Origin of the sequence: Nocardia sienata NBRC 100364, from assembly GCF_001613205.1 — a bacterium.
Lineage (GTDB): Bacteria > Actinomycetota > Actinomycetes > Mycobacteriales > Mycobacteriaceae > Nocardia > Nocardia sienata.
The window spans coordinates 1-21,406 of the sequence record NZ_BDBX01000022.1 but is presented as its reverse complement, the minus strand read 5'-3'; the positions used below and the strand labels follow the sequence as shown (position 1 = coordinate 21,406).

At 68.5% G+C, this 21,406-nt stretch carries 22 protein-coding genes; 17 read left to right on the top strand and 5 right to left on the bottom strand.

Annotation, left to right across the window (positions count from 1 at the left end; translation table 11 throughout):
* The 4 genes from cysD to NS4_RS33875 all read right to left on the bottom strand — a co-directional run bounded on the left by cysD (position 1) and on the right by NS4_RS33875 (position 3,645).
* Positions 1-933, bottom strand: coding sequence for a sulfate adenylyltransferase subunit CysD (gene cysD, locus NS4_RS14265; protein ID WP_063060014.1), 933 nt, complete (start codon positions 931-933; stop codon positions 1-3).
* The gene (locus NS4_RS14260; RefSeq protein WP_169811763.1) at positions 930-1,694 is read right to left on the bottom strand and encodes a phosphoadenylyl-sulfate reductase; all 765 of its coding nucleotides are present in this window, start codon (positions 1,692-1,694) and stop codon (positions 930-932) included. The genes cysD and NS4_RS14260 overlap by 4 nt, the downstream gene beginning before the upstream one ends.
* Positions 1,691-3,424, bottom strand: a complete 1,734-nt coding sequence (locus tag NS4_RS14255) for a nitrite/sulfite reductase (protein WP_063060013.1) — start codon at positions 3,422-3,424, stop codon at positions 1,691-1,693. The genes NS4_RS14260 and NS4_RS14255 overlap by 4 nt, the downstream gene beginning before the upstream one ends.
* Before the next feature lie 128 nt (positions 3,425-3,552).
* On the bottom strand, positions 3,553-3,645 hold the full coding sequence (locus tag NS4_RS33875; protein ID WP_357977950.1) for an Ms4527A family Cys-rich leader peptide: 93 nt from the start codon (positions 3,643-3,645) through the stop codon (positions 3,553-3,555).
* A 200-nt stretch (positions 3,646-3,845) separates the two neighbouring features.
* Between NS4_RS33875 and hemW the strand changes: the two genes are divergently transcribed.
* The 15 genes from hemW (at position 3,846) to NS4_RS14180 (ending at position 18,859) form a co-directional block, all read left to right on the top strand.
* Positions 3,846-5,054 carry a radical SAM family heme chaperone HemW gene (hemW, locus tag NS4_RS14250; protein ID WP_084487243.1) on the top strand — a complete coding sequence of 403 codons (1,209 nt, stop codon included), beginning with the start codon at positions 3,846-3,848 and terminating at the stop codon, positions 5,052-5,054.
* A gap of 345 nt (positions 5,055-5,399) precedes the next feature.
* Positions 5,400-6,431 (top strand): heat-inducible transcriptional repressor HrcA, encoded by a 1,032-nt coding sequence (hrcA, locus tag NS4_RS14245; RefSeq protein ID WP_063060012.1) that lies wholly within the window; start codon positions 5,400-5,402, stop codon positions 6,429-6,431.
* A gap of 209 nt (positions 6,432-6,640) precedes the next feature.
* Positions 6,641-7,798: a molecular chaperone DnaJ gene (dnaJ, locus tag NS4_RS14240; RefSeq protein ID WP_063060011.1), complete on the top strand. Its 1,158-nt coding sequence runs from the start codon at positions 6,641-6,643 to the stop codon at positions 7,796-7,798.
* Positions 7,799-7,802: 4 nt separating this feature from the next.
* Entirely contained in the window at positions 7,803-8,543 is a 741-nt protein-coding gene (locus NS4_RS14235; protein WP_063060010.1) for a 16S rRNA (uracil(1498)-N(3))-methyltransferase, read from the top strand.
* A 218-nt stretch (positions 8,544-8,761) separates the two neighbouring features.
* Entirely contained in the window at positions 8,762-9,817 is a 1,056-nt protein-coding gene (locus NS4_RS14230) for a PhoH family protein (protein ID WP_063060030.1), read from the top strand.
* A gap of 58 nt (positions 9,818-9,875) precedes the next feature.
* On the top strand, positions 9,876-10,445 hold the full coding sequence (ybeY, locus tag NS4_RS14225) for an rRNA maturation RNase YbeY (RefSeq protein ID WP_063060009.1): 570 nt from the start codon (positions 9,876-9,878) through the stop codon (positions 10,443-10,445).
* Positions 10,446-10,450: 5 nt separating this feature from the next.
* Positions 10,451-11,773, top strand: coding sequence for a hemolysin family protein (locus NS4_RS14220; RefSeq protein WP_063060029.1), 1,323 nt, complete (start codon positions 10,451-10,453; stop codon positions 11,771-11,773).
* Entirely contained in the window at positions 11,766-12,116 is a 351-nt protein-coding gene (locus NS4_RS14215; protein WP_063060008.1) for a cytidine deaminase-like protein, read from the top strand. The genes NS4_RS14220 and NS4_RS14215 overlap by 8 nt, the downstream gene beginning before the upstream one ends.
* Positions 12,109-13,023 (top strand): GTPase Era, encoded by a 915-nt coding sequence (gene era / locus NS4_RS14210; protein WP_063060007.1) that lies wholly within the window; start codon positions 12,109-12,111, stop codon positions 13,021-13,023. The genes NS4_RS14215 and era overlap by 8 nt, the downstream gene beginning before the upstream one ends.
* Before the next feature lie 346 nt (positions 13,024-13,369).
* Positions 13,370-14,962 carry a sensor histidine kinase gene (locus NS4_RS14205; protein WP_084487241.1) on the top strand — a complete coding sequence of 531 codons (1,593 nt, stop codon included), beginning with the start codon at positions 13,370-13,372 and terminating at the stop codon, positions 14,960-14,962.
* Positions 14,959-15,378, top strand: coding sequence for a roadblock/LC7 domain-containing protein (locus NS4_RS14200; protein WP_198165423.1), 420 nt, complete (start codon positions 14,959-14,961; stop codon positions 15,376-15,378). Before NS4_RS14205 ends, NS4_RS14200 begins: the two co-directional genes overlap by 4 nt.
* The gene (locus NS4_RS14195) at positions 15,375-15,734 is read left to right on the top strand and encodes a DUF742 domain-containing protein (RefSeq protein ID WP_063060006.1); all 360 of its coding nucleotides are present in this window, start codon (positions 15,375-15,377) and stop codon (positions 15,732-15,734) included. The genes NS4_RS14200 and NS4_RS14195 overlap by 4 nt, the downstream gene beginning before the upstream one ends.
* On the top strand, positions 15,715-16,344 hold the full coding sequence (locus NS4_RS14190; RefSeq protein ID WP_063060005.1) for a GTP-binding protein: 630 nt from the start codon (positions 15,715-15,717) through the stop codon (positions 16,342-16,344). The genes NS4_RS14195 and NS4_RS14190 overlap by 20 nt, the downstream gene beginning before the upstream one ends.
* Complete coding sequence (locus NS4_RS14185) at positions 16,341-17,624, top strand: cytochrome P450 family protein (RefSeq protein WP_063060004.1); 1,284 nt, start codon at positions 16,341-16,343, stop codon at positions 17,622-17,624. The genes NS4_RS14190 and NS4_RS14185 overlap by 4 nt, the downstream gene beginning before the upstream one ends.
* Complete coding sequence (locus tag NS4_RS14180; RefSeq protein ID WP_063060003.1) at positions 17,621-18,859, top strand: cytochrome P450 family protein; 1,239 nt, start codon at positions 17,621-17,623, stop codon at positions 18,857-18,859. Before NS4_RS14185 ends, NS4_RS14180 begins: the two co-directional genes overlap by 4 nt.
* 76 nt (positions 18,860-18,935) lie before the next feature.
* On the opposite strand, the gene NS4_RS14175 is transcribed toward NS4_RS14180, so the two are convergent.
* Positions 18,936-19,814, bottom strand: a complete 879-nt coding sequence (locus NS4_RS14175; RefSeq protein ID WP_063060002.1) for a LysR family transcriptional regulator — start codon at positions 19,812-19,814, stop codon at positions 18,936-18,938.
* A gap of 107 nt (positions 19,815-19,921) precedes the next feature.
* On the opposite strand from NS4_RS14175, the gene NS4_RS14170 reads away from it, so the two are divergent.
* Together NS4_RS14170 and recO are read left to right on the top strand one after the other, a co-directional pair.
* Positions 19,922-20,431: a cupin domain-containing protein gene (locus NS4_RS14170; RefSeq protein WP_063060028.1), complete on the top strand. Its 510-nt coding sequence runs from the start codon at positions 19,922-19,924 to the stop codon at positions 20,429-20,431.
* A gap of 83 nt (positions 20,432-20,514) precedes the next feature.
* Positions 20,515-21,324 (top strand): DNA repair protein RecO, encoded by an 810-nt coding sequence (recO, locus tag NS4_RS14165; protein WP_063060001.1) that lies wholly within the window; start codon positions 20,515-20,517, stop codon positions 21,322-21,324.
* Positions 21,325-21,406: the final 82 nt, after the last annotated feature.

The window sequence follows — 21,406 nt, the reverse complement described above, 5'->3', positions numbered from 1 at the left end:
TCAGAAGTAACCCTCTCGTTTGCGGTCTTCCATGGCGGCTTCGGAGACCCGGTCGTCACCACGGGTCGCGCCGCGTTCGGTCAGCCGGGAGGCGGCGACCTCGGCCAGGATGGCCTCGTTGTCGGCGGCGTCGGACAGGATGGCGCCGGTGGTGGACCCGTCGCCGACGGTGCGGTACCGCACCGACCGGGTCTCGAGGGCCTCGCCGTCGCGCGGGCCACCCCAGACGCCGGGGGTCATCCACATACCGTCGCGCTGGTACACCGGCCGCTGGTGCGCGTAGTAGATGGTGGCCAGTTCCACGTTCTCGCGGGCGATGTAGCGCCAGATATCGAGTTCGGTCCAGTTCGACAGCGGGAACACCCGGACGTGCTCGCCCGGGGCGTGGCGGCCGTTGTACAGGTTCCACAGTTCGGGCCGCTGGCGTTTGGGATCCCACTGGCCGAAGGCGTTGCGCAGGGAGAAGATCCGCTCCTTGGCGCGGGAGCGCTCCTCGTCGCGGCGACCGCCGCCGAAGACCGCGTCGAAGCGGTTCTCGGTGATGGCGTCCAGCAGCGGCACGGTCTGCAGTGGGTTGCGGATACCGTCGGGGCGTTCGGTGAGCCGGCCGTCGGCGAGATAATCCTCCACGCTCGCCACGTGCAGGCGCAGACCGTACTTCTCGACCACATGATCGCGGAACTCGAGCACCTCGGGCAGGTTGTGCCCGGTGTCCACGTGTAGCAGCGCGAACGGCAGCGGCGCCGGCCAGAAGGCCTTCAATGCCAGATGCAGCAGGACGGTGGAGTCCTTACCGCCGGAGAACAGGATCACCGGGCGTTCGAATTCGCCCGCGACCTCGCGGAAGATATGGATGGCTTCCGATTCCAGCGCGGCCAGGGTGTCGAAATCCGAGAGTCCGACGGAGCGTTCGGTGGTGATGGCTTCGGTCATGAGGCGTGTAACCCGCATTCAGTCTTGGCGAGGCCGGCCCAGCGGCCGCTTCGCGGATCGGAACCCGGCTCCGGCTTCCGCGTGCACGGAGCGCAGCCGATGGACGGATATCCCTCCTCCACCAGGGGATTGACGAGAATCGAATGCTTTTCGATATAGGCCTGCATCTCCTCGTCGGACCAGGGCGCGATCGGGTTGATCTTCACCAGCCCGAAGCCCTCGTCGAAGGAGATGAGCGGGGCGCCTGCCCGGGTGGGCGCCTCCACCCGGCGGATGCCGGTGACCCACGCGTTGTAGGGCGCCAGCGAATTGCGCAGCGGCACCACCTTGCGCAGCCGGCAGCATTCGTTGGCGTCGCGGGCGAACAGATCCTTGCCCAGCAGCGCGTCCTGTTCGGCGACCGTCTGCTCGGGGCGGGCGTTGACCACGTTCACCCCGTACACCGCCTCCACGGCGTCGCGGGTGCCGATGGTCTCGGCGAAGTGGTAGCCGGTGTCCAGGAAGAGGACGTCCACGCCCGGCCGGACCTGGGCGGCCAGCTGCACCAGCACCCCGTCCTGCATATTCGAGGCGACGATATAGCCGCTGCCGAAGTTCTCGTCGGTCCAGCGCAGCAGCTCGTCGGCCGTGGCATCGGGGCCGAGTTCGGCGGCACCGCGCTCGGCCAGCGTCCGGAGTTCGTCGGCGCTCAGTTTGGTGGGCAGCGGTTTCTGCTCGGTGGTCACAGTGGGTTCTCCCGTCACGACGCTCGCGGGTTTCATCGCAGATCGGCTTCCTCGGCGCGGACGGCCCACTGCGCGAACCGTTCCCCGCCTTCGCGGTGCTTGACGAAATTGCGGACCACGCGCTCGATGTAGTCACCGAGTTCGGCGCTGGTCACCTTGTGCTGGCGCAGTTTGCGTCCGAAGGCGCTGTCCAGGCCGAGGCTGCCACCCAGGTGAACCTGGAAGCCCTCCACCTGATTCCCGGCGCCGTCGTCGACCAGCTGGCCCTTGAAACCGATATCGGCGATCTGCGACCGGCCGCAGGAGTTCGGGCAGCCGTTGATATTGATGGTGATCGGCACATCGAGTTGGGCGTTGATATCGGCCAGCCGCTGCTCGAGCTCCGGCGCCAGCACCTGGGAGCGTTTGCGGGTCTCGACGAAGGACAGTTTGCAGAATTCGATCCCGCTGCAGGCCAGCAGATTGCGCCGCCAGGCCGAGGGACGCGCCTGCAGGCCCAGCGGTTCCAGCTCGGCGATGAGCTGCTCGACCTTGTCGTCGGCGACATCGAGCACGATGATCTTCTGGTACGGCGTGAAACGGATCCGATCCGACCCCGCGCGCTCGACCGCGTCGGCGACCGCGGTGAGGACACTGCCCGAGACCCGTCCCGCGATCGGGGAGAAGCCCACCGCATTGAGGCCGTTGCGCAGCCGTTGCACGCCGACGTGGTCGATGGGGCGGCTGGGTTGTTCCGGCGCCGGGCCGTCGATCAGCTTGCGCTTCAGGTACTCGTCCTCGAGTACCTGGCGGAACTTCTCGATACCCCAGTCCTTGATCAGGAACTTCAGCCGCGCCTTGGTACGCAGTCGGCGGTACCCGTAGTCGCGGAACAGCGAGACGACCGCTTCCCAGACCTCCGGCACCTCCTCCAGCGGCACCCAGGCGCCCACCCGCTGGGCCAGCATCGGGTTGGTGGACAGTCCGCCACCGACCCACAGATCCAGGCCGGGCCCGTGCTCGGGATGCTCGACGCCGATGAACGCGACATCGTTGATCTCGTGCACCACGTCCTGCTGACCGGAGATCGCGGTCTTGAACTTGCGCGGCAGGTTGGAGTACTCCTTCTTGCCGATGTAGCGGCGCACGATCTCCTCGACCGCGGGCGAGGTATCGAGAACCTCGTCGAGCGACTCACCGGCCAGCGGCGATCCGAGCACCACGCGGGGGCAGTCGCCGCAGGCCTCGGTGGTCTGCAGGCCCACACTCTCGATCCGGCGCCAGATCTCGGGAACGTTCTCGATCTCGATCCAGTGGTACTGGAGGTTCTCGCGGTCGGAGAGGTCGGCGGTATCGCGGGCGAACTCGGTGGAGATACCGCCGAGGGTGCGCAGCTGCGCGACATCGAGCGCGCCGCCGTCGCAGCGGATCCGCATCATGAAGTACTTGGCTTCGATCAGGTCGGTGTTCTCGTCGCCGGTCCAGGTGCCGTCGTACCCCTGCTCACGCTGGGTGTAGAGACCCCACCAGCGGAAACGGCCGCGCAGATCGCCCTTGTCGATACTGTCGAAACCGTTTTTCGAGTAGATGTTCTCGATCCGGGTGCGGACGTTGAGCGGGTTGTCGTCCTTCTTGGACTGCTCGTTGGGATTGAGCGGTTCGCGATAACCGAGCGCCCACTGGCCCTCGGCGCGGCGGCGCACCGGTTTGCCGGTACGGGCGCGCGTGGGCCGCTGGGCGGGGGCCTCGGGCTTCGCGGTGGGATCGGCGTCGGTGCTCGACGTCATGAAGTGGCTCCTGCTTGTGGTCGTACATCCGGGCTGAAGGCGCGAGGTACTCCGCTCGCGCCCGCGGTGTCAGCGGGCCGAAATCCTCGAGAGGGAATCGCCGGAGATCCGGAGAGGGCGCAGCTGAGCTACCGGGCGGAACCGGGCAGACAACAGGCGCTGCAGACACGCTTGAAGTCGACGTGGCGACGTGCCACAAGTCGTACTCCGGATGCGCGCATGCGGCCTATTGTGCCATGCCGGAGCTCGCGTTCCGATGGCCCTACCAGTATTTCCCGCGAACAAGCGGGAAATACCCTGGTATTACGGGCTTATTTGTGACAGTCGTCATATTTATTCGATGGGGCGGTATCCGGTGGTCACCGCGAACCAGAACACCCCGATCGTCGAGGACTGATCCGCGCCCGGTCACACTGGAGGGGTGAGTCCCGCCGCCCCCACCGCATCGCACACCGACGCCTCCGCTCCGGTGCTGCGTGATTTCGGCGGCGGTCCCTTCGGGATCTACGTGCACGTACCGTTCTGCGCGACCCGCTGCGGATACTGCGACTTCAACACCTACACCGCCGGTGAACTGGGCACCTCGGCCTCCACGCAGTCGTGGGCGGAGGCACTGCGCGGGGAACTGGCGACCGCCGCGCGTGAGTTCGCCGCACTGCCCACCGCGACACCGCCGGTGGCGACGGTGTTCGTGGGCGGTGGCACCCCCTCGCTCCTCGGCGGCGACGGTCTGGCGGCCGTGCTCGACGCGATCCGCGCGGAATTCGACCTCGCCCCGGACGCCGAGGTCACCACCGAATCGAATCCGGAATCGACCTCACCGGCGTTCTTCGAGAAAATCCGGTCGGCCGGATTCACCCGGATCTCGCTCGGAATGCAATCGGCGGCCCCACATGTGCTGGCCGTACTGGACCGCACCCACACCCCCGGACGCGCGGTCGCCGCGGCCCGGGAGGCGCGAGCGGCCGGATTCGACCACGTGAACCTCGACCTGATCTACGGCACACCGGGCGAACGCGACAGCGACCTCGATGCCAGCCTGGACGCGGTACTCGACGCGGGCGTCGACCACGTATCGGCCTATTCGCTCATCGTCGAGGACGGCACCGCACTGGCCCGCCGGGTGCGGCGCGGTGAACTGCCCGCCCCCGACGAGGACGTGCTCGCCGCCCGCTACGAGCGGATCGACGCGCGGCTGGAAGCCGCCGGGCTCACCTGGTACGAGGTATCGAACTGGGCGGCCGGCGAGTCCGCGCGCTGCCGGCACAACCTCGGTTACTGGGACGGCGGCGACTGGCTCGGCGCCGGACCCGGCGCGCACAGCCACCTCGGGGGAGTGCGCTGGTGGAATGTGAAGCATCCGGCCCGCTACGCCGACCGGGTTGCCCAGGGCGGACTGCCCGCCGCCGACTGGGAGGACCTCACCGCCGCCGACCGCTACCTGGAACGCGTCATGCTCGCCCTGCGCCTGCGCACCGGGCTACCGCTGGCCGACCTCGACGAGGACGGAAACGCCGCGGCACAGCGCGTCGCCGTGGAGGGACTTGTCACGCTCGCGGGCGGCCGGCTGATCCTCACCGATCGCGGGCGGTTGCTGGCCGACGGCGTGGTCCGGGATCTGGTCGGCTGAGCAGCCGCCTCAGCCGAATGCGAGCTCGGCAAGGCAGTAGACGATCATCACAGCGCGGGCCGGGCACACCGCGGTGACCACCGGTGCCACCCCGGGAACCGTTCCCGCGGTTCGGGTCCGAGGCCACCGGCGGGGACGTCGCATCATCGATCACGCGGTCTTCCCCCCTCTGTGTATCTTGTCTGTGCGGATCCGACGCTGACATGCGCGCTGTGACGCACACCGGGTGAATCGGGCGGGCGCAATTACACTGGGTGACGAACCCAGCGGTATGTGAGCAGGGTTCACAGGAAGCGGTGTGCCGGGCGACCACCCCGACGCGCGGCGGAGCTAGGAGGTGGGTCGATGTCGAGCACCGAGGATCGGCGCTTCGAGGTCCTGCGAGCAATCGTCGCCGACTACGTATCCACCAAGGAGCCCATCGGTTCGAAAACCCTGGTCGAACGGCACAACCTGGGTGTTTCCAGCGCGACGGTGCGCAACGATATGGCGGTTCTGGAGGCCGAGGGCTACATCACCCAGCCGCATACGAGTTCCGGTCGCATCCCCACCGACAAGGGCTACCGCCAGTTCGTGGACCGGATCGCCGAGGTCAAACCGCTGTCGGCGGCCGAACGCAAGGCGATCATGCAGTTCCTCGAATCGGGGGTCGACCTGGACGACGTGCTGCGCCGCGGCGTCCGCCTGCTCGCGCAACTGACCCGCCAGGTCGCGGTCGTCCAGTACCCCACGGTATCCGCGTCGACCGTGCGCCACCTGGAAGTGGTGGCTCTCAATCCCGCTCGATTGCTGCTGGTGGTGATCACCGACACGGGCCGGGTCGACCAGCGAATCGTCGAACTCGGCACCGTGGTCGACGACGAGGATCTCGCCGCGCTACGCGGCATGCTCGGCGCGGCCATGGACGGCAAACGCCTCGCCGCGGCCTCCGCCGCCGTCGCCGAACTGCCCGAGCAGGCGCCCCCCAAACTCCGTGATGTGCTGATCAAGGTTTCGACCGTCATGGTCGAGACCCTGGTCGAACACCCCGAGGAGCGCCTGGTCCTGGGCGGGACCGCCAACCTCACCCGCAATGCCGGCGATTTCGGCATCCACGGCTCCCTGCGCACCGTGCTCGAGGCGCTCGAGGAGCAGGTGGTGGTTCTGAAACTACTGGCCGCCGCCCAGCAGCCGGGCATGGTGACAGTGCGGATCGGCGAGGAGACCCAGGTCGAGGAGATGCGCGGCACCTCCGTGGTCACCACCGGTTACGGTGCCGCGGGCGCGGTCCTCGGCGGTATGGGGGTTCTGGGTCCCACCCGGATGGACTATCCGGGCACGATCGCCTCGGTGGCGGCGGTCGCCCGCTACATCGGCGAAGTTCTCGCCGAACGCTGAATGCTGTGGTTCTCCGCACGGGAGCGGGGGCTTTCCCGCCGCGGAAGGGGGCTTGCGTGGCTCGCTGTTAGGCTCGTGTTCTCCGCCGAGATAAAGTTGAGTCGACCCGACTAAGCTCACGGGCGGGCGGCTCAAATCCATCAGGAGCCACGCGGCCGGTCGTGTGAAGCCGGAGCCGTGGACAGCGACCAAGGACTAAGAGAACTCAAGTGGCACGGGACTACTACGGATTGCTCGGTGTCGGCAGGGACGCCTCCGACCAAGAGCTCAAACGCGCGTATCGCAAACTGGCTCGCGAACTGCATCCCGATGTGAACCCGGACGAAGCGGCGCAGACCCGGTTCAAAGAGGTCTCCGCGGCGTACGAGGTGCTGTCGGATCCGGAGAAGCGCCGCATCGTCGATATGGGCGGTGACCCGCTGGACGCCGGTGGGGGTGCCGGCGGCTTCAGCGGCGCCGGTTTCGGTGGCCTCGGTGATGTGTTCGAGGCGTTCTTCGGCGGGATGAGCGGCGGCGGCGGTGCCGGCGCTCGCAAAGCGCGTGGGCGGGTGCAGCCGGGCGCGGATTCGCTGGTGCGAACCCGGCTGAGCCTGGCCGAGTGCGCGGTGGGGGTCACCAAGCATCTGACCGTCGATACCGCGATCCTGTGCGATCTGTGCCAGGGCGCGGGGACCAACGGCAATTCCAGCCCGGTGCGCTGTGAGACCTGCGGCGGTGCCGGTGAGGTGCAGTCGGTGCAGCGATCGTTCCTCGGCCAGGTACTGACCTCGCGTCCGTGCCCGACCTGCCGCGGCGCGGGCGAGACAATTCCGGATCCCTGCCACAAATGCGGCGGCGACGGCCGGGTGCGGGCGCGGCGGGAGATCGCGGCGCCGATTCCGGCCGGGGTGGCCAACGGGATGCGGGTGCGCCTGGCCGCGCAGGGCGAGGTCGGCCCCGGTGGCGGGCATGCCGGCGACCTGTATGTGGAGATCGTGGAACAGCCGCACGACGTGTTCGTTCGCGACGGTGACGATCTGCACTGCACCGTCCGGGTCCCGATGGTGGACGCGGCACTGGGCACCACGGTGGTGATCGACACCATCATGGACGGTCCCACCGAGCTGACCATCGGTCCCGGCACCCAGCCCGGGGAGATCTCGGTGCTGCGCGGGCACGGTATGCCGCGGCTGCGCTCCAGCTCCCGCGGTGACCTGATGGCGCACCTGGATATCGTCGTGCCGACCAAGCTGGACAGTAAGCAGACCGATCTGCTGCGCAAATACAAGGGTTTGCGGGCCAAGGACAAAGCCGAGGTGATGTCGGCGCAGTCCGAGCACAACAGCGGCCTGTTCGCCCGGTTGCGCGCGTCGTTCAGCGGACGCTGACCCTATGGCCGCCACGGTCTTCTACCTGGACGAGATCCCGGAACCGGGCGCCGTCGCGGTGCTCGACGGCGCGGAGGGCCGACACGCGGCCACGGTGCGCCGGATCCGGGCCGGTGAACCCGTCACGCTCTCCGACGGCCGCGGCGTACTGGCGGATTCGGAAGTCGTCGCCGCGCAGAAGAACCAGCTCGAACTGCTGGTCCGGGACCGTCGCCGCGCCGAGCCGGCGTCGCCGGCGGTCACCGTGGTCCAGGCATTGCCGAAATCCGAGCGTTCCGAGCTGGCCGTCGAGCTGATGACCGAGGCCGGTGCGGATGTGGTCGTGCCGTGGCAGGCCGCGCGCTGTGTCTCGAACTGGGAGACCAAAGCGGACAAGGGCGTGGCCAAATGGCGGTCGGCGGCGAAGGCCGCCGCCCGGCAGTCCCGACGTGCCTACATCCCCGAGGTCACGGCCCTGCACCGGACACCGGAGGTGGTGGACGCCGTGCGCGCGGCGACGGCACAGGGCGCGGTGGTGGCGGCCCTGCACGAATCGGGCGTGGGCGCCTTCACCGACCTGCCGTGGCGCACCGCCGCGGCGATCACGCTGATCGTCGGCCCGGAGGGCGGCCTCGACGATGCCGAACTGACCGCGTTGAGCGCGGCGGGAGCCGAGGTGGTTCGGCTCGGGCCCACGGTGCTGCGCACGTCCACGGCTGCCGCGGTAGCGCTCGGGGCGCTGGGGGCGCTGACCACCCGCTGGTGACCACCGGGTGAACAGCCGGTCACCGCGGTCCGCGACGCCGGGTCGGCCGGAATTCCACTGGGACCTGTCGGGGCCGGGAGTTAGACTCGTGCCAGCGACTCCCATTCGCACCCATCTCCACCAGCGGCGCATCACCGCAGCTCCGAGACCGGAAAGCAGGCCATAGCGACTACGTGCGATCACAAGGCGATAGCGGCGACCAGAATCCCTCCGCGGGCGTGAACGGTGCCTCGGGGCCCGCGGCACGCACCGTCCGTTCCAGTATCGAACTCGCACCCGAATCGGTTTTCCCCTTTCTCGGTTCCGCGGACGAAAACCTCCGTGAACTCGAAGGTCTGCTCGTCGCGGATATCCATGTGCGCGGCAATGTGGTCACGCTCACCGGCCCGGCGGCCGATGTGGCGCTGGCCGAGCGGGTCATCGAGCAACTGGTCGCGCTCACCGGCCGCAACCGGGTGATCACCCCCGAAGCGGTGCGGCATACGGTCTCGATGCTCACCGAGGGCAGTTCCGAATCACCCGCCGAGGTGCTCAGCCTGGACATCCTGTCCCGCCGCGGTAAGACGATCCGCCCGAAAACGCTGAACCAGAAGCGCTATGTCGACGCGATCGACGAGAGCACGATCGTCTTCGGTATCGGTCCGGCCGGTACCGGTAAGACCTACCTGGCCATGGCCAAGGCGGTGCAGGCGCTCCAGACCAAGCAGGTCAACCGCATCATCCTGACCCGCCCGGCGGTCGAGGCCGGAGAGCGGCTGGGTTTCCTGCCGGGCACCCTGAACGAGAAGATCGACCCGTATCTGCGCCCGCTCTACGACGCGCTGCACGACATGATGGACCCGGAAGCCATCCCGAAGCTGATGGCGGCCGGTGTGATCGAGGTCGCGCCCCTGGCATATATGCGTGGTCGTACGATCAATGATTCGTTCATCATCTTGGACGAGGCGCAGAACACGACCGCCGAGCAGATGAAGATGTTCCTCACCCGGCTCGGGTTCGGGTCGAAGATCGTGGTGACCGGTGACGTGACCCAGGTGGACCTGCCGCACGGTGCCCGGTCCGGGTTGCGGGCGGCCACCGAAATCCTCGGCGATATCGAGGATATCCATTTCGCCCTGCTCACCAGCAGTGATGTGGTCCGGCACCGGTTGGTCTCCGATATCGTCGACGCCTACGAGAAGTTCGAGGCAGAGACCCGGCCGCCGGTGGGCCCGCCGCATATGTCGGGGAACCGGGCGCAGCGGCGAGCGGCGGGGCGTACGGCACGGCGGTGACCCGGCCGTGCGCGAGTGCGAATGGGCCGCGCCCGACCGCACCCATTAGGCTGACCAGGTGAGTATCGAGATCGCCAACGAATCGGGTATGGAAGTGCCCGAAGAAGACCTGGTGGGTGTCGCCCGGTTCGTGATCGACCGGATGGATGTGCACCCGGCCGCCGAACTGTCCATGGTGCTGGTGGATCTCGACACCATGGCCGACCTGCACATGCGCTGGATGGACCTGCCCGGCCCCACCGATGTGATGTCGTTCCCGATGGACGAACTCGAGCCCGGTGGCCGGCCGGACAGTCCCGAGCCGGGTCCGTCGATGCTGGGCGATATCGTGCTGTGCCCGGAATTCGCCCTGGACCAGGCGGCCAAGGCCGGCCATTCCCTCGAGCACGAACTCGCCCTGCTCACGGTGCACGGGGTGCTGCATCTGCTCGGTTACGACCATGCGGAACCGGCCGAGGAGAAGGAGATGTTCGCCCTGCAGGGCCGGTTGCTCGAACAGTGGTACGAGGAGCTACGGGAGGCGCAGCGGCGGGCCGAACTGGCCGCCCGGGACGCCCGCCTGCTGGGTAAGACGGGGTTCGCGGCCCCGGAGGGCGACCGCGCGTGGCCGGGTGACGCGCACGCGTGAACGAGATGACCCTGCTGTTGGTCGCCGTCTTGCTCGCTGCCGTGGGTGGTGTCTTCGCCGCGGTGGACTCGGCCCTGAACACCCTGTCCCCGGCCCGGCTCGACGATATGGCGCGCAGCGACCGCCCCGGGGCGGTGCGGCTGGGCCGGATCGTGGACGATCGGCCCCGCTATGTCAACCTGATGGTGCTGTTGCGCATTCTGTGCGAGATCACCGCGACGGTGCTGCTCGCGGCCGCGCTGAGCAGTTTCCTGGACAGCGGATGGGCGCTGCTGGTGACCGCGGTGGTGATGGTGCTGGTCTCCTACGTGGTGATCGGGGTCGGGCCGCGCACCCTGGGGCGTCAGCACGCGTACACCATCTCGCTCGCGGCGGGCCTGCCGCTGCAGTTCATCGGCGCCCTGCTGGGCCCGGTGAGCCGGTTGCTGATCCTGCTCGGTAACGCGATCACACCGGGTAAGGGCTTCCGCAACGGCCCGTTCGCCTCGGAGATCGAATTGCGCGAAGTGGTCGATATGGCGCGGGAACGCGGGGTGGTCGCCGACGACGAGCGCCGGATGATCCAGTCGGTGTTCGAACTCGGCGATACCGCGGCGCGCGCGGTGATGGTGCCGCGGACCGAGATGGTGTGGATCGAGGCCGATAAATCGGTGGCGCAGGCGATGTCGCTGGCGGTGCGCAGCGGGCACTCGCGGATTCCGGTGATCGGGGAGAACGTCGACGATATTCTCGGCGTCGTCTACCTGAAGGATCTGGTGCCCTACGCCGACCGCGGGCGTAGCGTCCGGGTGCGCGAGGTCATGCGGGACGCGGTGTTCATGCCCGATTCCAAACCGCTCGACGATCTGCTCGACGAGATGCAGCGGCGGCGCAATCACATGGCGCTGCTGGTGGACGAGTACGGCGGTATCGCGGGTCTGGTGACCATCGAGGATGTGCTGGAGGAGATCGTCGGGGAAATCGCCGACGAATACGACACCGATGAGACACCGCCGATCGAGGAGATAGAACCGGGCCGGTTCCGGGTGTCGGCGCGCCTGCCGATCGCCGATCTGGGGGAGTTGTACGGGCTGCCGATCGACGAAGAGGAAGTCGACACCGTGGGCGGGCTGCTCGCGCACGAACTGGGCCGGGTGCCGCTACCGGGCGCCGAGGTGGTCGCGCACGGGCTGGAGCTGCGCGGTGAAGGCGGCGCCGACGCGCGCGGGCGGGTCCGGGTGCACACCGTGGTGGTGGGCCGGGCGCCCGAGCACAATACGGAGACCGATCCGGGACCGGCGCGGGACAACGCGTCCGCCCGGCACGACGAGGGAGCAGCCGATGAGTGAACTGGACGCAGAGGACAACAAGTTGCTGGTGCTCGCCCGGGGCGCGCTCGGTCGCACCGGCGGCGCGGCGGGCGCGGCGATCCGCGATACCGACGGGCGCACGTATGCCGCCGGTGAGGTCGGCTTGCAGGCATTGCGGCTCACCGCCCTGCAGTCCGCGGTCGCGGCCGCGATCTCCAGTGGTGCGGAGGGGTTCGAGGCCGCGGTGGTGATCGGCGGGAAGTTCGCGGACGCCGGGGTGGCCGCGGTCCGCGAGGTGTCCGCCGGAGCGAATATCATTTTCGCCGACGCCTCGGGCGCGGTGTTCGATATCGCCGAGGGTTACGAGGCATCCGATGCCTGAACCCACCGAGGGGGAGTTCCGTTCCGGTTTCGTCTGCTTCGTCGGCCGGCCCAATACCGGCAAGTCGACGCTGACCAATGCGCTGGTGGGCGCGAAGATCGCGATTACGAGTTCCCGGCCGCAGACCACCCGGCACACCATTCGCGGCATCGTGCACCGCGAGCACACCCAGCTGATCCTGGTCGACACTCCCGGGCTGCATCGCCCCCGTACCCTGCTCGGCCAGCGGCTCAACGATCTGGTGCGTGACACCTATTCCGAGGTCGACGTGATCGCGCTGTGCATCCCCGCGGACGAGAAGATCGGACCGGGCGACCGCTGGATAGTGCAGCAGGTGCGGCAGATGGCGCCGAAGACCACCCTGCTCGGGGTGGTCACCAAGATCGACAAAGTGGGCAAGGACCAGATCGCGCGCCAGTTGATGGCGGTCTCCGAACTGCTCGGGCCGGAAACCGATGTGGTGCCGGTTTCGGCCGCCAAGGGGGAACAGGTGGAGGTGCTGGTCGATGTGATCGCCTCCCGGATGCCGCCGGGTCCGGCGTTCTATCCCGACGGTGAACTCACCGACGAGCCCGAGGAAACCCTCATGGCCGAACTCATCAGGGAGGCGGCGCTGGAGGGGGTGCGCGACGAACTGCCGCATTCGCTGGCGGTGGTGATCGAGGAGATCCTGCCGCGCGAGGAGAACGAGGACATGCTCGACGTGCACGCCCTGCTGTACGTGGAGAGGCCGAGTCAGAAGGCGATCATCATCGGCAAGGGGGGCGCCCGGCTCAAAGAAGTCGGGACCAACGCGCGCAAGCAGATCGAGCATATTCTCGGCAGCCGCATCTATCTACATCTGCATGTGAAGGTCGCCAAGGACTGGCAGCGCGATCCCAAACAGCTCGGAAAACTGGGGTTCTGAGGTCGCTCGGCGTATCGGTCGCCAGGCATGGTTCCGGGGTCGGAGCGGTGGCCTCGGGGCCTCCGGTTTCGCGCGGTACGCGAGTCGGATTGCGATGCGCACGCGGTGATTTCGCACCTGTTTGCGCGCCGGATACCGACCCGCTCACGACACTGAAAGTTAGCTGAGATTCCGCTTTCTTTGAGTGGCGGAGGTTGGACTAGGCCGATATGCTTCGGCCCGTACCCGAATTGACCGGAGCGAAACCCTTTTTGATCCGACGATTCGGTAACGGGCACGATGTGGTGCCGCATGCGGGCTCGGCTTTGGGTCGGCAGGACCAAGCGCGAGCGGGGGGACCCGACTTATGTACGAATCGGCGCCGGTGGCCTCGGCGTGGGCGACGGGCCGGAGACAGTTGGTGGCTCCGGCGCTGGCCTTGGGGGTCTCGGTCACGCTGGGTATCGGGCTGCTGGCCGCCGCCGTACTGTCGGTCGCGCCGGCCGACCGGATGGTCACCGCCGTATGGGTCTCGATCGCCGTGGTGGCGGCCTGTACCGCCGTCGCCACCGCCACCTACTTCCGCGGCCTGATCACCGCCGAGCAGCGCCGCACCGCCGAAGCGCTGGACCTGCTCGCCCGCAGCGAACAGCGCGCCGCGGCCGCCGAACACGCGGTGGCGGCGGAGAAAGAGGTCAGCGCGACCAGCGAACGCCGCCGGTTGGCGGCCATCGCGTCGCTGGCGAACGCCGCCGGCCGGATGCAGGCCATGACCACCAGCATGCTGGCGAATCTTCAGGAGCTGGAACACCGCTACGCCGATCAGGCGGTGCTCACCGATCTGCTCGAAATGGACCATGCCACCGCCCAGGCCGGACGACTGGCCGACAGTATCGCCATTCTCAGCGGCGCCCGCACCGGTCGGCGCTGGGCCAAACCGATCCTGATGGAACGTATTCTGCGGGCCGCGATCGGCCGGGTCGGCGGATATCAGCGGGTACGGCTGCGGGCGATCGTCGATATCGCCATCGCCGGGCACGCGGCCGAGGGTGTGATCCATGCACTGGCCGAACTCGTCGACAACGCCTGCCGGTTCTCCCCGCCCACCACCGAGGTGCACATCTACGCCGCGGAGATCCCGGCCGGCCTGGTGGTGACCATCGAGGACAGCGGCCTGGTGATGAGCGAATCGTCGCTGCAGCGGGCGCAGCTCACCGTTTCCGGCACCGAGGGGGACGCGACGGAGGGGCTCTCCTCGCTCAACGGCACCCGGTTCGGTCTGGCGGTCGTGGGGCGGCTGGCCCGCAAACACGGTCTCACCGTCAGCTACCGGCCGTCCGCGATAGGCGGGACCGCGGCGGTCGTGATGATCCCGCGCGAACTCACCGCCCGGATCGAACCGCCCGCCACCCCGGCCCTGCCGACCGGCCATTCGGCAGGCCAGGCGATCCTGCCACCCGGCGTCGGGGACGCACCCGACTCCGGTCCGTTCGCCGTGGTACCGGAAACCGGCGCGCGGTACCGGGCGGCACCGGCGGAAGCCGCCGCGGCCGATTCGGACCGCGCCTGGTACAACACCACGAGCCGACCGGCGGGACAGTATGTTTCGGGCCGGCACAGCGTCCCGCAGCACAGCTTCGGCGAATTTCCCGCGGTGGCCGCGGCCGAAACCGAAGCGACCGCCACCACCGTGCTGCCCAAGCGGCGCCGGGGCAGCACCCTGGCCGCCGCGCATCCCGGGGGTCTGCCCGATCCCGACTCCTTCGAGGGCGCCGCCGCGCACGATCCGGTTCCACAGCACCGGTCGTCGGCGTCGTCGCTGGGTGCCTTCCAGCGGGCGGTCACCGGCCGTGCCGGGGAGGACGCCCAGCCGTTCGGCGGACCGATCCAGTCGCCCGGCAACGGCGCCGCGCGACCGTCCCGTCATTCCATGACAACCGACTGGGAGAACGATCGATGACGATGACATCGGATCCAGCGCAACTGGATTGGCTGTTGCAGCGGCTGCTGAGTGAAACCGCCGGCGCGCGGCACGCGGTCCTGCTGGCCGCGGACGGTATCCAGATGTGCCATACCGCGGGACTGTCCATGGACCAGGCCGACCGGCTCGCCGCGATCGCCTCGGGCGTGCAGGCGCTGGCCGGTAGCGCCTCGGCCGAGTTCGGGAACGGCCGCGGCGGGGTCCGCCAGTCGATGACCGAGTTCTACGGCGGCATCCTGTTCATCGTCGGCGCCGGCGCGGGCGCCCAGATCGCGGTGCTGGCCGACGACGACGCAGACGCCGGTTTGGTCGGGGCCCAGATGGCGGCGCTGATCGAGCAGGTCGGGGAGTATCTGTCCGCACCGCCGCGAGGGAGCCGAGCGAGGCTGCTGTGAACCGGCCCGGCCGCGACGACGAACCCGACCGTTTCTACACGCTCACCGGTGGTCGCGCCGCCCCCACCACCGACGAATTCGATCCGGTGACCCTGGTGGTCAGCGAATGCGCGCCCGTGGCCGCCATGCAGTACGAACACGCGGCGATCCTATCCATGTGCTCGCAACCCACCGCGGTGGTGGAGATCGCGGCCGAACTGCGGCTGCCGATCGGCATCGCGACGGTTCTGGTCGCGGATCTGCTGCACGCAGGCAAAGTCACCGTTCGCCACCCCGAGCTGGATACGGGCCCTTACGGTGACACGTTCGATATCGACATGCTCGAGAAGGTGCTAGTTGGACTCCGTAGCCTATGACGACCGCCCCACGCGCGCCCGGGCGCCACTGAGCAGTTCGGTGCGGCACGCCCTGAAGATCGTCGTCGTCGGCGGCTTCGGGGTCGGTAAGACGACCATGGTCCGCGCGGTGAGCGAAATCCAGCCGCTGGACACCGAGGCGGTGATGACAAACGCCGGTGTCGGAGTGGACGATCTGTCCGGGGTGACCGGTAAATCGACCACCACCGTCGCCTTCGACTTCGGCCGGATCACTCTCACCGACGAATACGTGCTGTACGTGTTCGGCGCGCCCGGCCAGGAACGGTTCTGGTTCCTGTGGGACCGGTTGTTCACCGGGGCCCTGGGTGCGGTGGTGCTCGTCGATCCGCGCCGGATCAGTGATTCCTGGTACGCGATCGACCGGCTGGAATACCAGGGCACCCCGTTCGTGGTGGCCTGCAACTCCTTCGAGCCGATCCCGCCGGCGTTGGACGAGGTCCGCGACGCCCTCGACCTCGATCCCCACGTGCCGCTGTTCGCCTGTGACGCGCGTTCGCGAGCGGCCGGCAAACAGGTGCTGATCGGTCTGGTGAAACATCTCATCGAGCGGCAGGCCCCACCCGCGGCGACAGCGGAGGCCCGACCGTGACCCGTCCGGCCTACAACACCGGGATGTCGCCGGGCGGTTGCCCGGTCGCCCCGAGCGGAGCGGTCACGCTGGACGGCCCCGGTTTCCACTCCGACCCCGCCCTTCTCTATACGCGGATGCGGTCCGAGTACGGGCCGGTCGTCGCGGTGGAGCTCATCGGCGGGATTCCGGCGTGGCTGGTGATCGGCTATCGGGAACTGCACCAGGTCACCACGGACGGCCTGCTGTTTCCGCGGGATTCGAGCCTGTGGAACCAGTGGCCGGTGATCACACCGGATTGGCCGCTGCTGCCCATGGTCGGCCGTCCGCAGCCGGGGATCTACTTCACCGCCGGCGCCGCGCACGCCCGGCATGTGAGCCTGGTGGAACCGGCTCTGGAATCGGTGGATCCGTTCGCCCTGCGCACCGCCTGCGAACAACTCGCCGACGGGCTGATCGACCGGTTCTGCGGTCGCGGTTACGCGGATGTGGTCACCGAATTCGCCGAGCTGCTCCCGGTGCTGACGCTGGCGTGGATCATGGGTGTGCCCGAATCGGACGGCCCGTATCTGGCGCAGACCATGCAGGCACTGTGCGACGGCGGTCCAGAGGCGCCCGCCGCCTACCAGCGGTTCGCCGAGTACATGCAGAAGCTGCTGGCGCAGAAGAAGGCCGTCGCCGGACAGGATCTGGTGTCGCGGATGCTGGCGCATCCCGCGCCGTTCGCCGACGAGGAATACGTCCTGAACATGCAGTCGGTGATGGCCGCGGGTCATCTGCCGACCGCGGACTGGATCGGTAACTCGATCCGCCTCATGCTCGTCGACGACCGATTCGCCGCCGCGTTCGGCGCCGCCCGGCACAGTATCGGCCAGGCCATGACCGAGGTGTTGTGGGAGGACACCCCCACCCAAATCCTGGCCGGCCGCTGGGTTTCGCGTGATACCCGGCTCGGTGAAGCCCTGGTGCGCCGCGGCGATATGTTGCTGCTCGGTCTGGCCGCCGCGAACGCGGATCCGCATATCCGCCAGTACTCCGGTGACGGCGCCGAACCCGCCCATTCCGGCAATGCCGCGCATTTCGCCTTCGGCCACGGCGAATACCGCTGTCCCTATCCGGCACAGCAGATCGCGGAGATCATCGCGCGGACCGGGATCGAGGTGTTGCTCGACCGGCTGCCCGATCTCGACCTCGCGGTCCCGGCCGAATCCCTGGTCCGCCGGCCCTCGCCGTTCCTGCGCGGATTCACCGCGCTCCCGGTTCGATTCACACCCGTTTCCGCCGTTGGAGGTGGCTCGTGAGCCAGCAATGCCCGCACAGCGCGGCCCTGACCATCGATCCGATGGTCGCCGATCTCGCGGAGGAGACCCGCACCCTGACCGAGGGGCCGGCGCTCACCAGGATCGAACTGCTCGGTGCGCCCGCCTGGACCGTCACCCGGCACAATCTGGCCCGGCAACTGCTCACCGACACCCGCCTGGTGAAGGACCACACGCAGTGGAATCTGTGGCAGTCCGGCGCGGTGACCCGTGAGTGGCCGTTGATCGGCATGATCGACGCCGGACGTTCCATGTTCACCGTTGACGGCGCCGAACACCGCCGGCTGCGGATAAAGACCACCCGGGCGCTGGCACCGCGCCGGCTGGGTGAGCTGCGACCGAAGATCGAACAGTTCACCGCCGAACTCCTCGACGACCTGGCCGCCGCAGGCGCCGGGAACGAGGTGGTCGATCTCAAGCAGATTTTCGCCTATCCGCTGCCGATGCGGGTGGTCAGTGAGCTGATGGGGGTGCCGCGCTCCGATCACACCATGCTGCTGGAGTCCTACAAGGCATTCTTCTCCCTGCTGACCCCGCAGGAGGAACGGATGCGGGTCATCGCCGAACTCGACGACTATTACACCGGTCTGATCAAGGAGAAAATCGCCCGGCCCGCCGACGATCTGACCTCCGATTTCCTCCACGACGTCGCCGAGGGCGAGACCCCACTCACCGAGGCGGAGGTGCACGGCAACCTGAAGGCTCTCGTGGCCGCCGGGCACGAGACCACGGTGAGCCTGATCGTCACCACCGTCCGCGCCCTGCTCGGTCACCCGGATCAGCTGGCGGCGATCAGGTCCGGCGACCGCACCTGGGAGGAGGCGATCGAGGAGACACTGCGCTGGGACGGCCCGGTGATCCACCTGCTGATGCGCTTCGCCACCGAGGACATCACCGTCGACGACTTCACCATCGAGAAAGGTGACGGTGTGGTCATGTCCTACCGCGCCATCGGTCGCGATCGGAGCCTGCACGGTGAGGACGCCGACAGCTACGACATCACCCGCCCCACCGCCCACCGCAACATCTCCTTCGGCTACGGCCCGCATATCTGCCCCGGCGCGGCCCTGGCCCGGCTCGAGGCGTCCATCGCCGTGCCCGCACTCTTCGACCGGTTCCCGGACCTACAGTGCGCCATGCCGTTGAGCGAGATAGGCAATCTGCCCGTTCTCACCCAGAACGATCCGGCGGCCTTCCCCCTCCGGCTGGGGAACTAGAACGCCGGTCGCCGGGCCTCGATGCCGAACGGTTCGACTGTCGAGCGGACTACGCCGAGGTCGTGCCACGGCTCGGTCAGGTATTCGTGGTCCGGTGGAGCGCGTCGAGCAGATGGCGCAGGGACGGCCCCGGTGGTCCGGGCGCGACGGCGAGCGAAGTCGTCACCGATAAATCGGTGAGGGGCCGGATCGCGATGCGGTGGACGGCCGGCAGCGAGGCCACCTCGTAGAACACCGTCCACGACGGCGGACCCACGGCGATATCGGCGAGAGTCTGCTGCAGCGTGGTGAACGGCGGGCCCACGGGCGGGTCGATTCCCGCGGCCCCGCATGCCTCGGTGACCAGATCGTGGAAAGGCGGGTTGGCCTCCCGGGCGGCCAGGCGTAGCGGGAGGTGCCCGAGTCGGCCGAGCTGTAGCCGGGGTGAGTCGGCGAGCGGGTGGTCGGCCGGGAGCGCGACGTACAGTGGATCGGTCCATACCTCGAGTGCTTCGAGGCCGGTCGAGGGGCGCAGGGCGCGCACCAGCGCGGCGTCCAATTCCCCGGACCGCACCGCGGCGAGTCGTTCGGCGGGTGCCAGTCGCCGGGGCCGGACCTGAAGCTGCGGGGCGATCGCGGCCAGCGTGTTCAACACGCGATACAGTCGATCACCCGGTGCGTGCAGGGTGCCCAATCGCAGCGTGCCGCCGTCGCCCGCCGCAATATCCCCGGCGATGTGACGCATTCGCCGCGAGGCCGCGAGGACGAGCCGCGCCTCATCCAGCAGTCGTTCGCCTGCGCCGGTGAGTCGGACATGCCGGGTCGATCGGTCGAACAGCAGAATCCCGAATTCCCGCTCCAGCCGCGCGATCTGCTGGCTCACCGCCGACTGGACGATATTCACGCGCTGGGCCGCCCGGCCGAAGCCGCCCTCTTCGGCGACGGCCACGAAGTACTCGAGTTGCCGCAATTCCACCGCGCCTCCATTGATCTGGATCCGTGATCACTGCCCGGCACAACTGCGTCTGGTTCGCGCTTTCTTCCCGGTGTGCACTGGGAGCAACAGTGAGCGAAGGAGACGAGATGCCCTACCCCACCCCCGACACCCTGGTCGTACCCGCCGCTACCGCGGAAATCGTGGACCTACCCCACGGCGGGGCCTTCCATCTGCTCGCCGACGCCGTCCACACCGGCGGCGCACTGGGCGCGAACCGGCTCGTCCTCGGCGCCGGTGCGGACGGGGCCGCGCCGCACTACCACGGGCGGTCCACGGAGCTGTTCTACGTGCTCACCGGTATCGCGGAGTTCTTCCTCGACGGCACTACCACAACTGCGCACGCGGGCAGTCTCGTCGTGGTACCGCCGGGTATGCCGCACGCGTTCGGGGCCGCGCCCGGCTCCCCGGTCGACCTGCTCATCGTCCTCACCCCCGGTGTCCAGCGGTTCGAGTACTTCCGTCAGCTCGGCCGGATCCGGAGCGGACACGCGGACTTCGACAGCCTGCTACCGGAACAGCAGCGCTACGACGTCCACTTCCTGCCCGCGACGACCTGGCGCCGTCCGGCTACGCAGACCCGGGACGCGCCTGCGTAGCCGGGGACCGGACTCACGGCGTGGGCGCGGCCGAGCCGGGACGGCTCGAGGCGACGAGATCGTACCCGTGCAAGACTGGTCGCGTGCGCTTGTATCGTGACCATGCCGTCGTGCTGCGCCAGCACAAGCTGGGCGAGGCCGACCGTATCGTCACGCTGCTCACCCGGCAGTACGGTCTTGTGCGCGCCGTGGCCAAAGGGGTGCGCCGTACCAAATCGAAATTCGGGGCCCGGCTCGAACCGTTCGCCTATATCGACGTGCAGCTGCATCCCGGCCGCAGCCTCGATATCGTGACCCAGGTCCACACCGTCGAAGCCAACGCGTCCGCCATCATCGCCGACTACGGCCGCTACACCACCGCCTGCGCCGTATTGGAGACCGCCGAACGCCTGGCCGGTGAGGAGCGCGCCCCCGTCCCCCGCCTGCATACCCTCACCGCGGGTGCCCTGCGCGCGATCGCCGAAGGGCAGCGTCCGCACGAACTAATTCTCGACGCCTTCCTGCTGCGCGCCATGGACTACGCGGGCTGGGCCCCCGCCGTCGACGAATGTGCCCGCTGCGCCACCCCCGGCCCGCATCGCGCGTTCCATGTGGGCGCCGGCGGAGCGGTCTGCGTCCACTGCCGCCCACCCGGCGCCGTCACCCCGCCTCCCGCGGTCTTCGACCAGCTGCTGGCGCTACGCCACGGCCGCTGGGACCGCGTCGAGACGATCCCCGAATCGGCCCGCCGGCAGGCCAGCGGACTGATCGCGGCCCACCTGCAATGGCATCTCGAACACAAACTCCGCACCCTCCCGCTGGTGGAGCGCAGCGGTAGCACACCCCGCATCGGAAATACCGACGAAGAACTGCGCACGGTAGATCAGGTCGCCGGCGCGGCGGGCCCAGGGTAGTGGTGAATCGGCCCGGCTTGCTCCGAGGGGGCCGCGCACTCGTCGAAAGCCGATGCCTCACCCGCAAGGGTCGACATGCGCC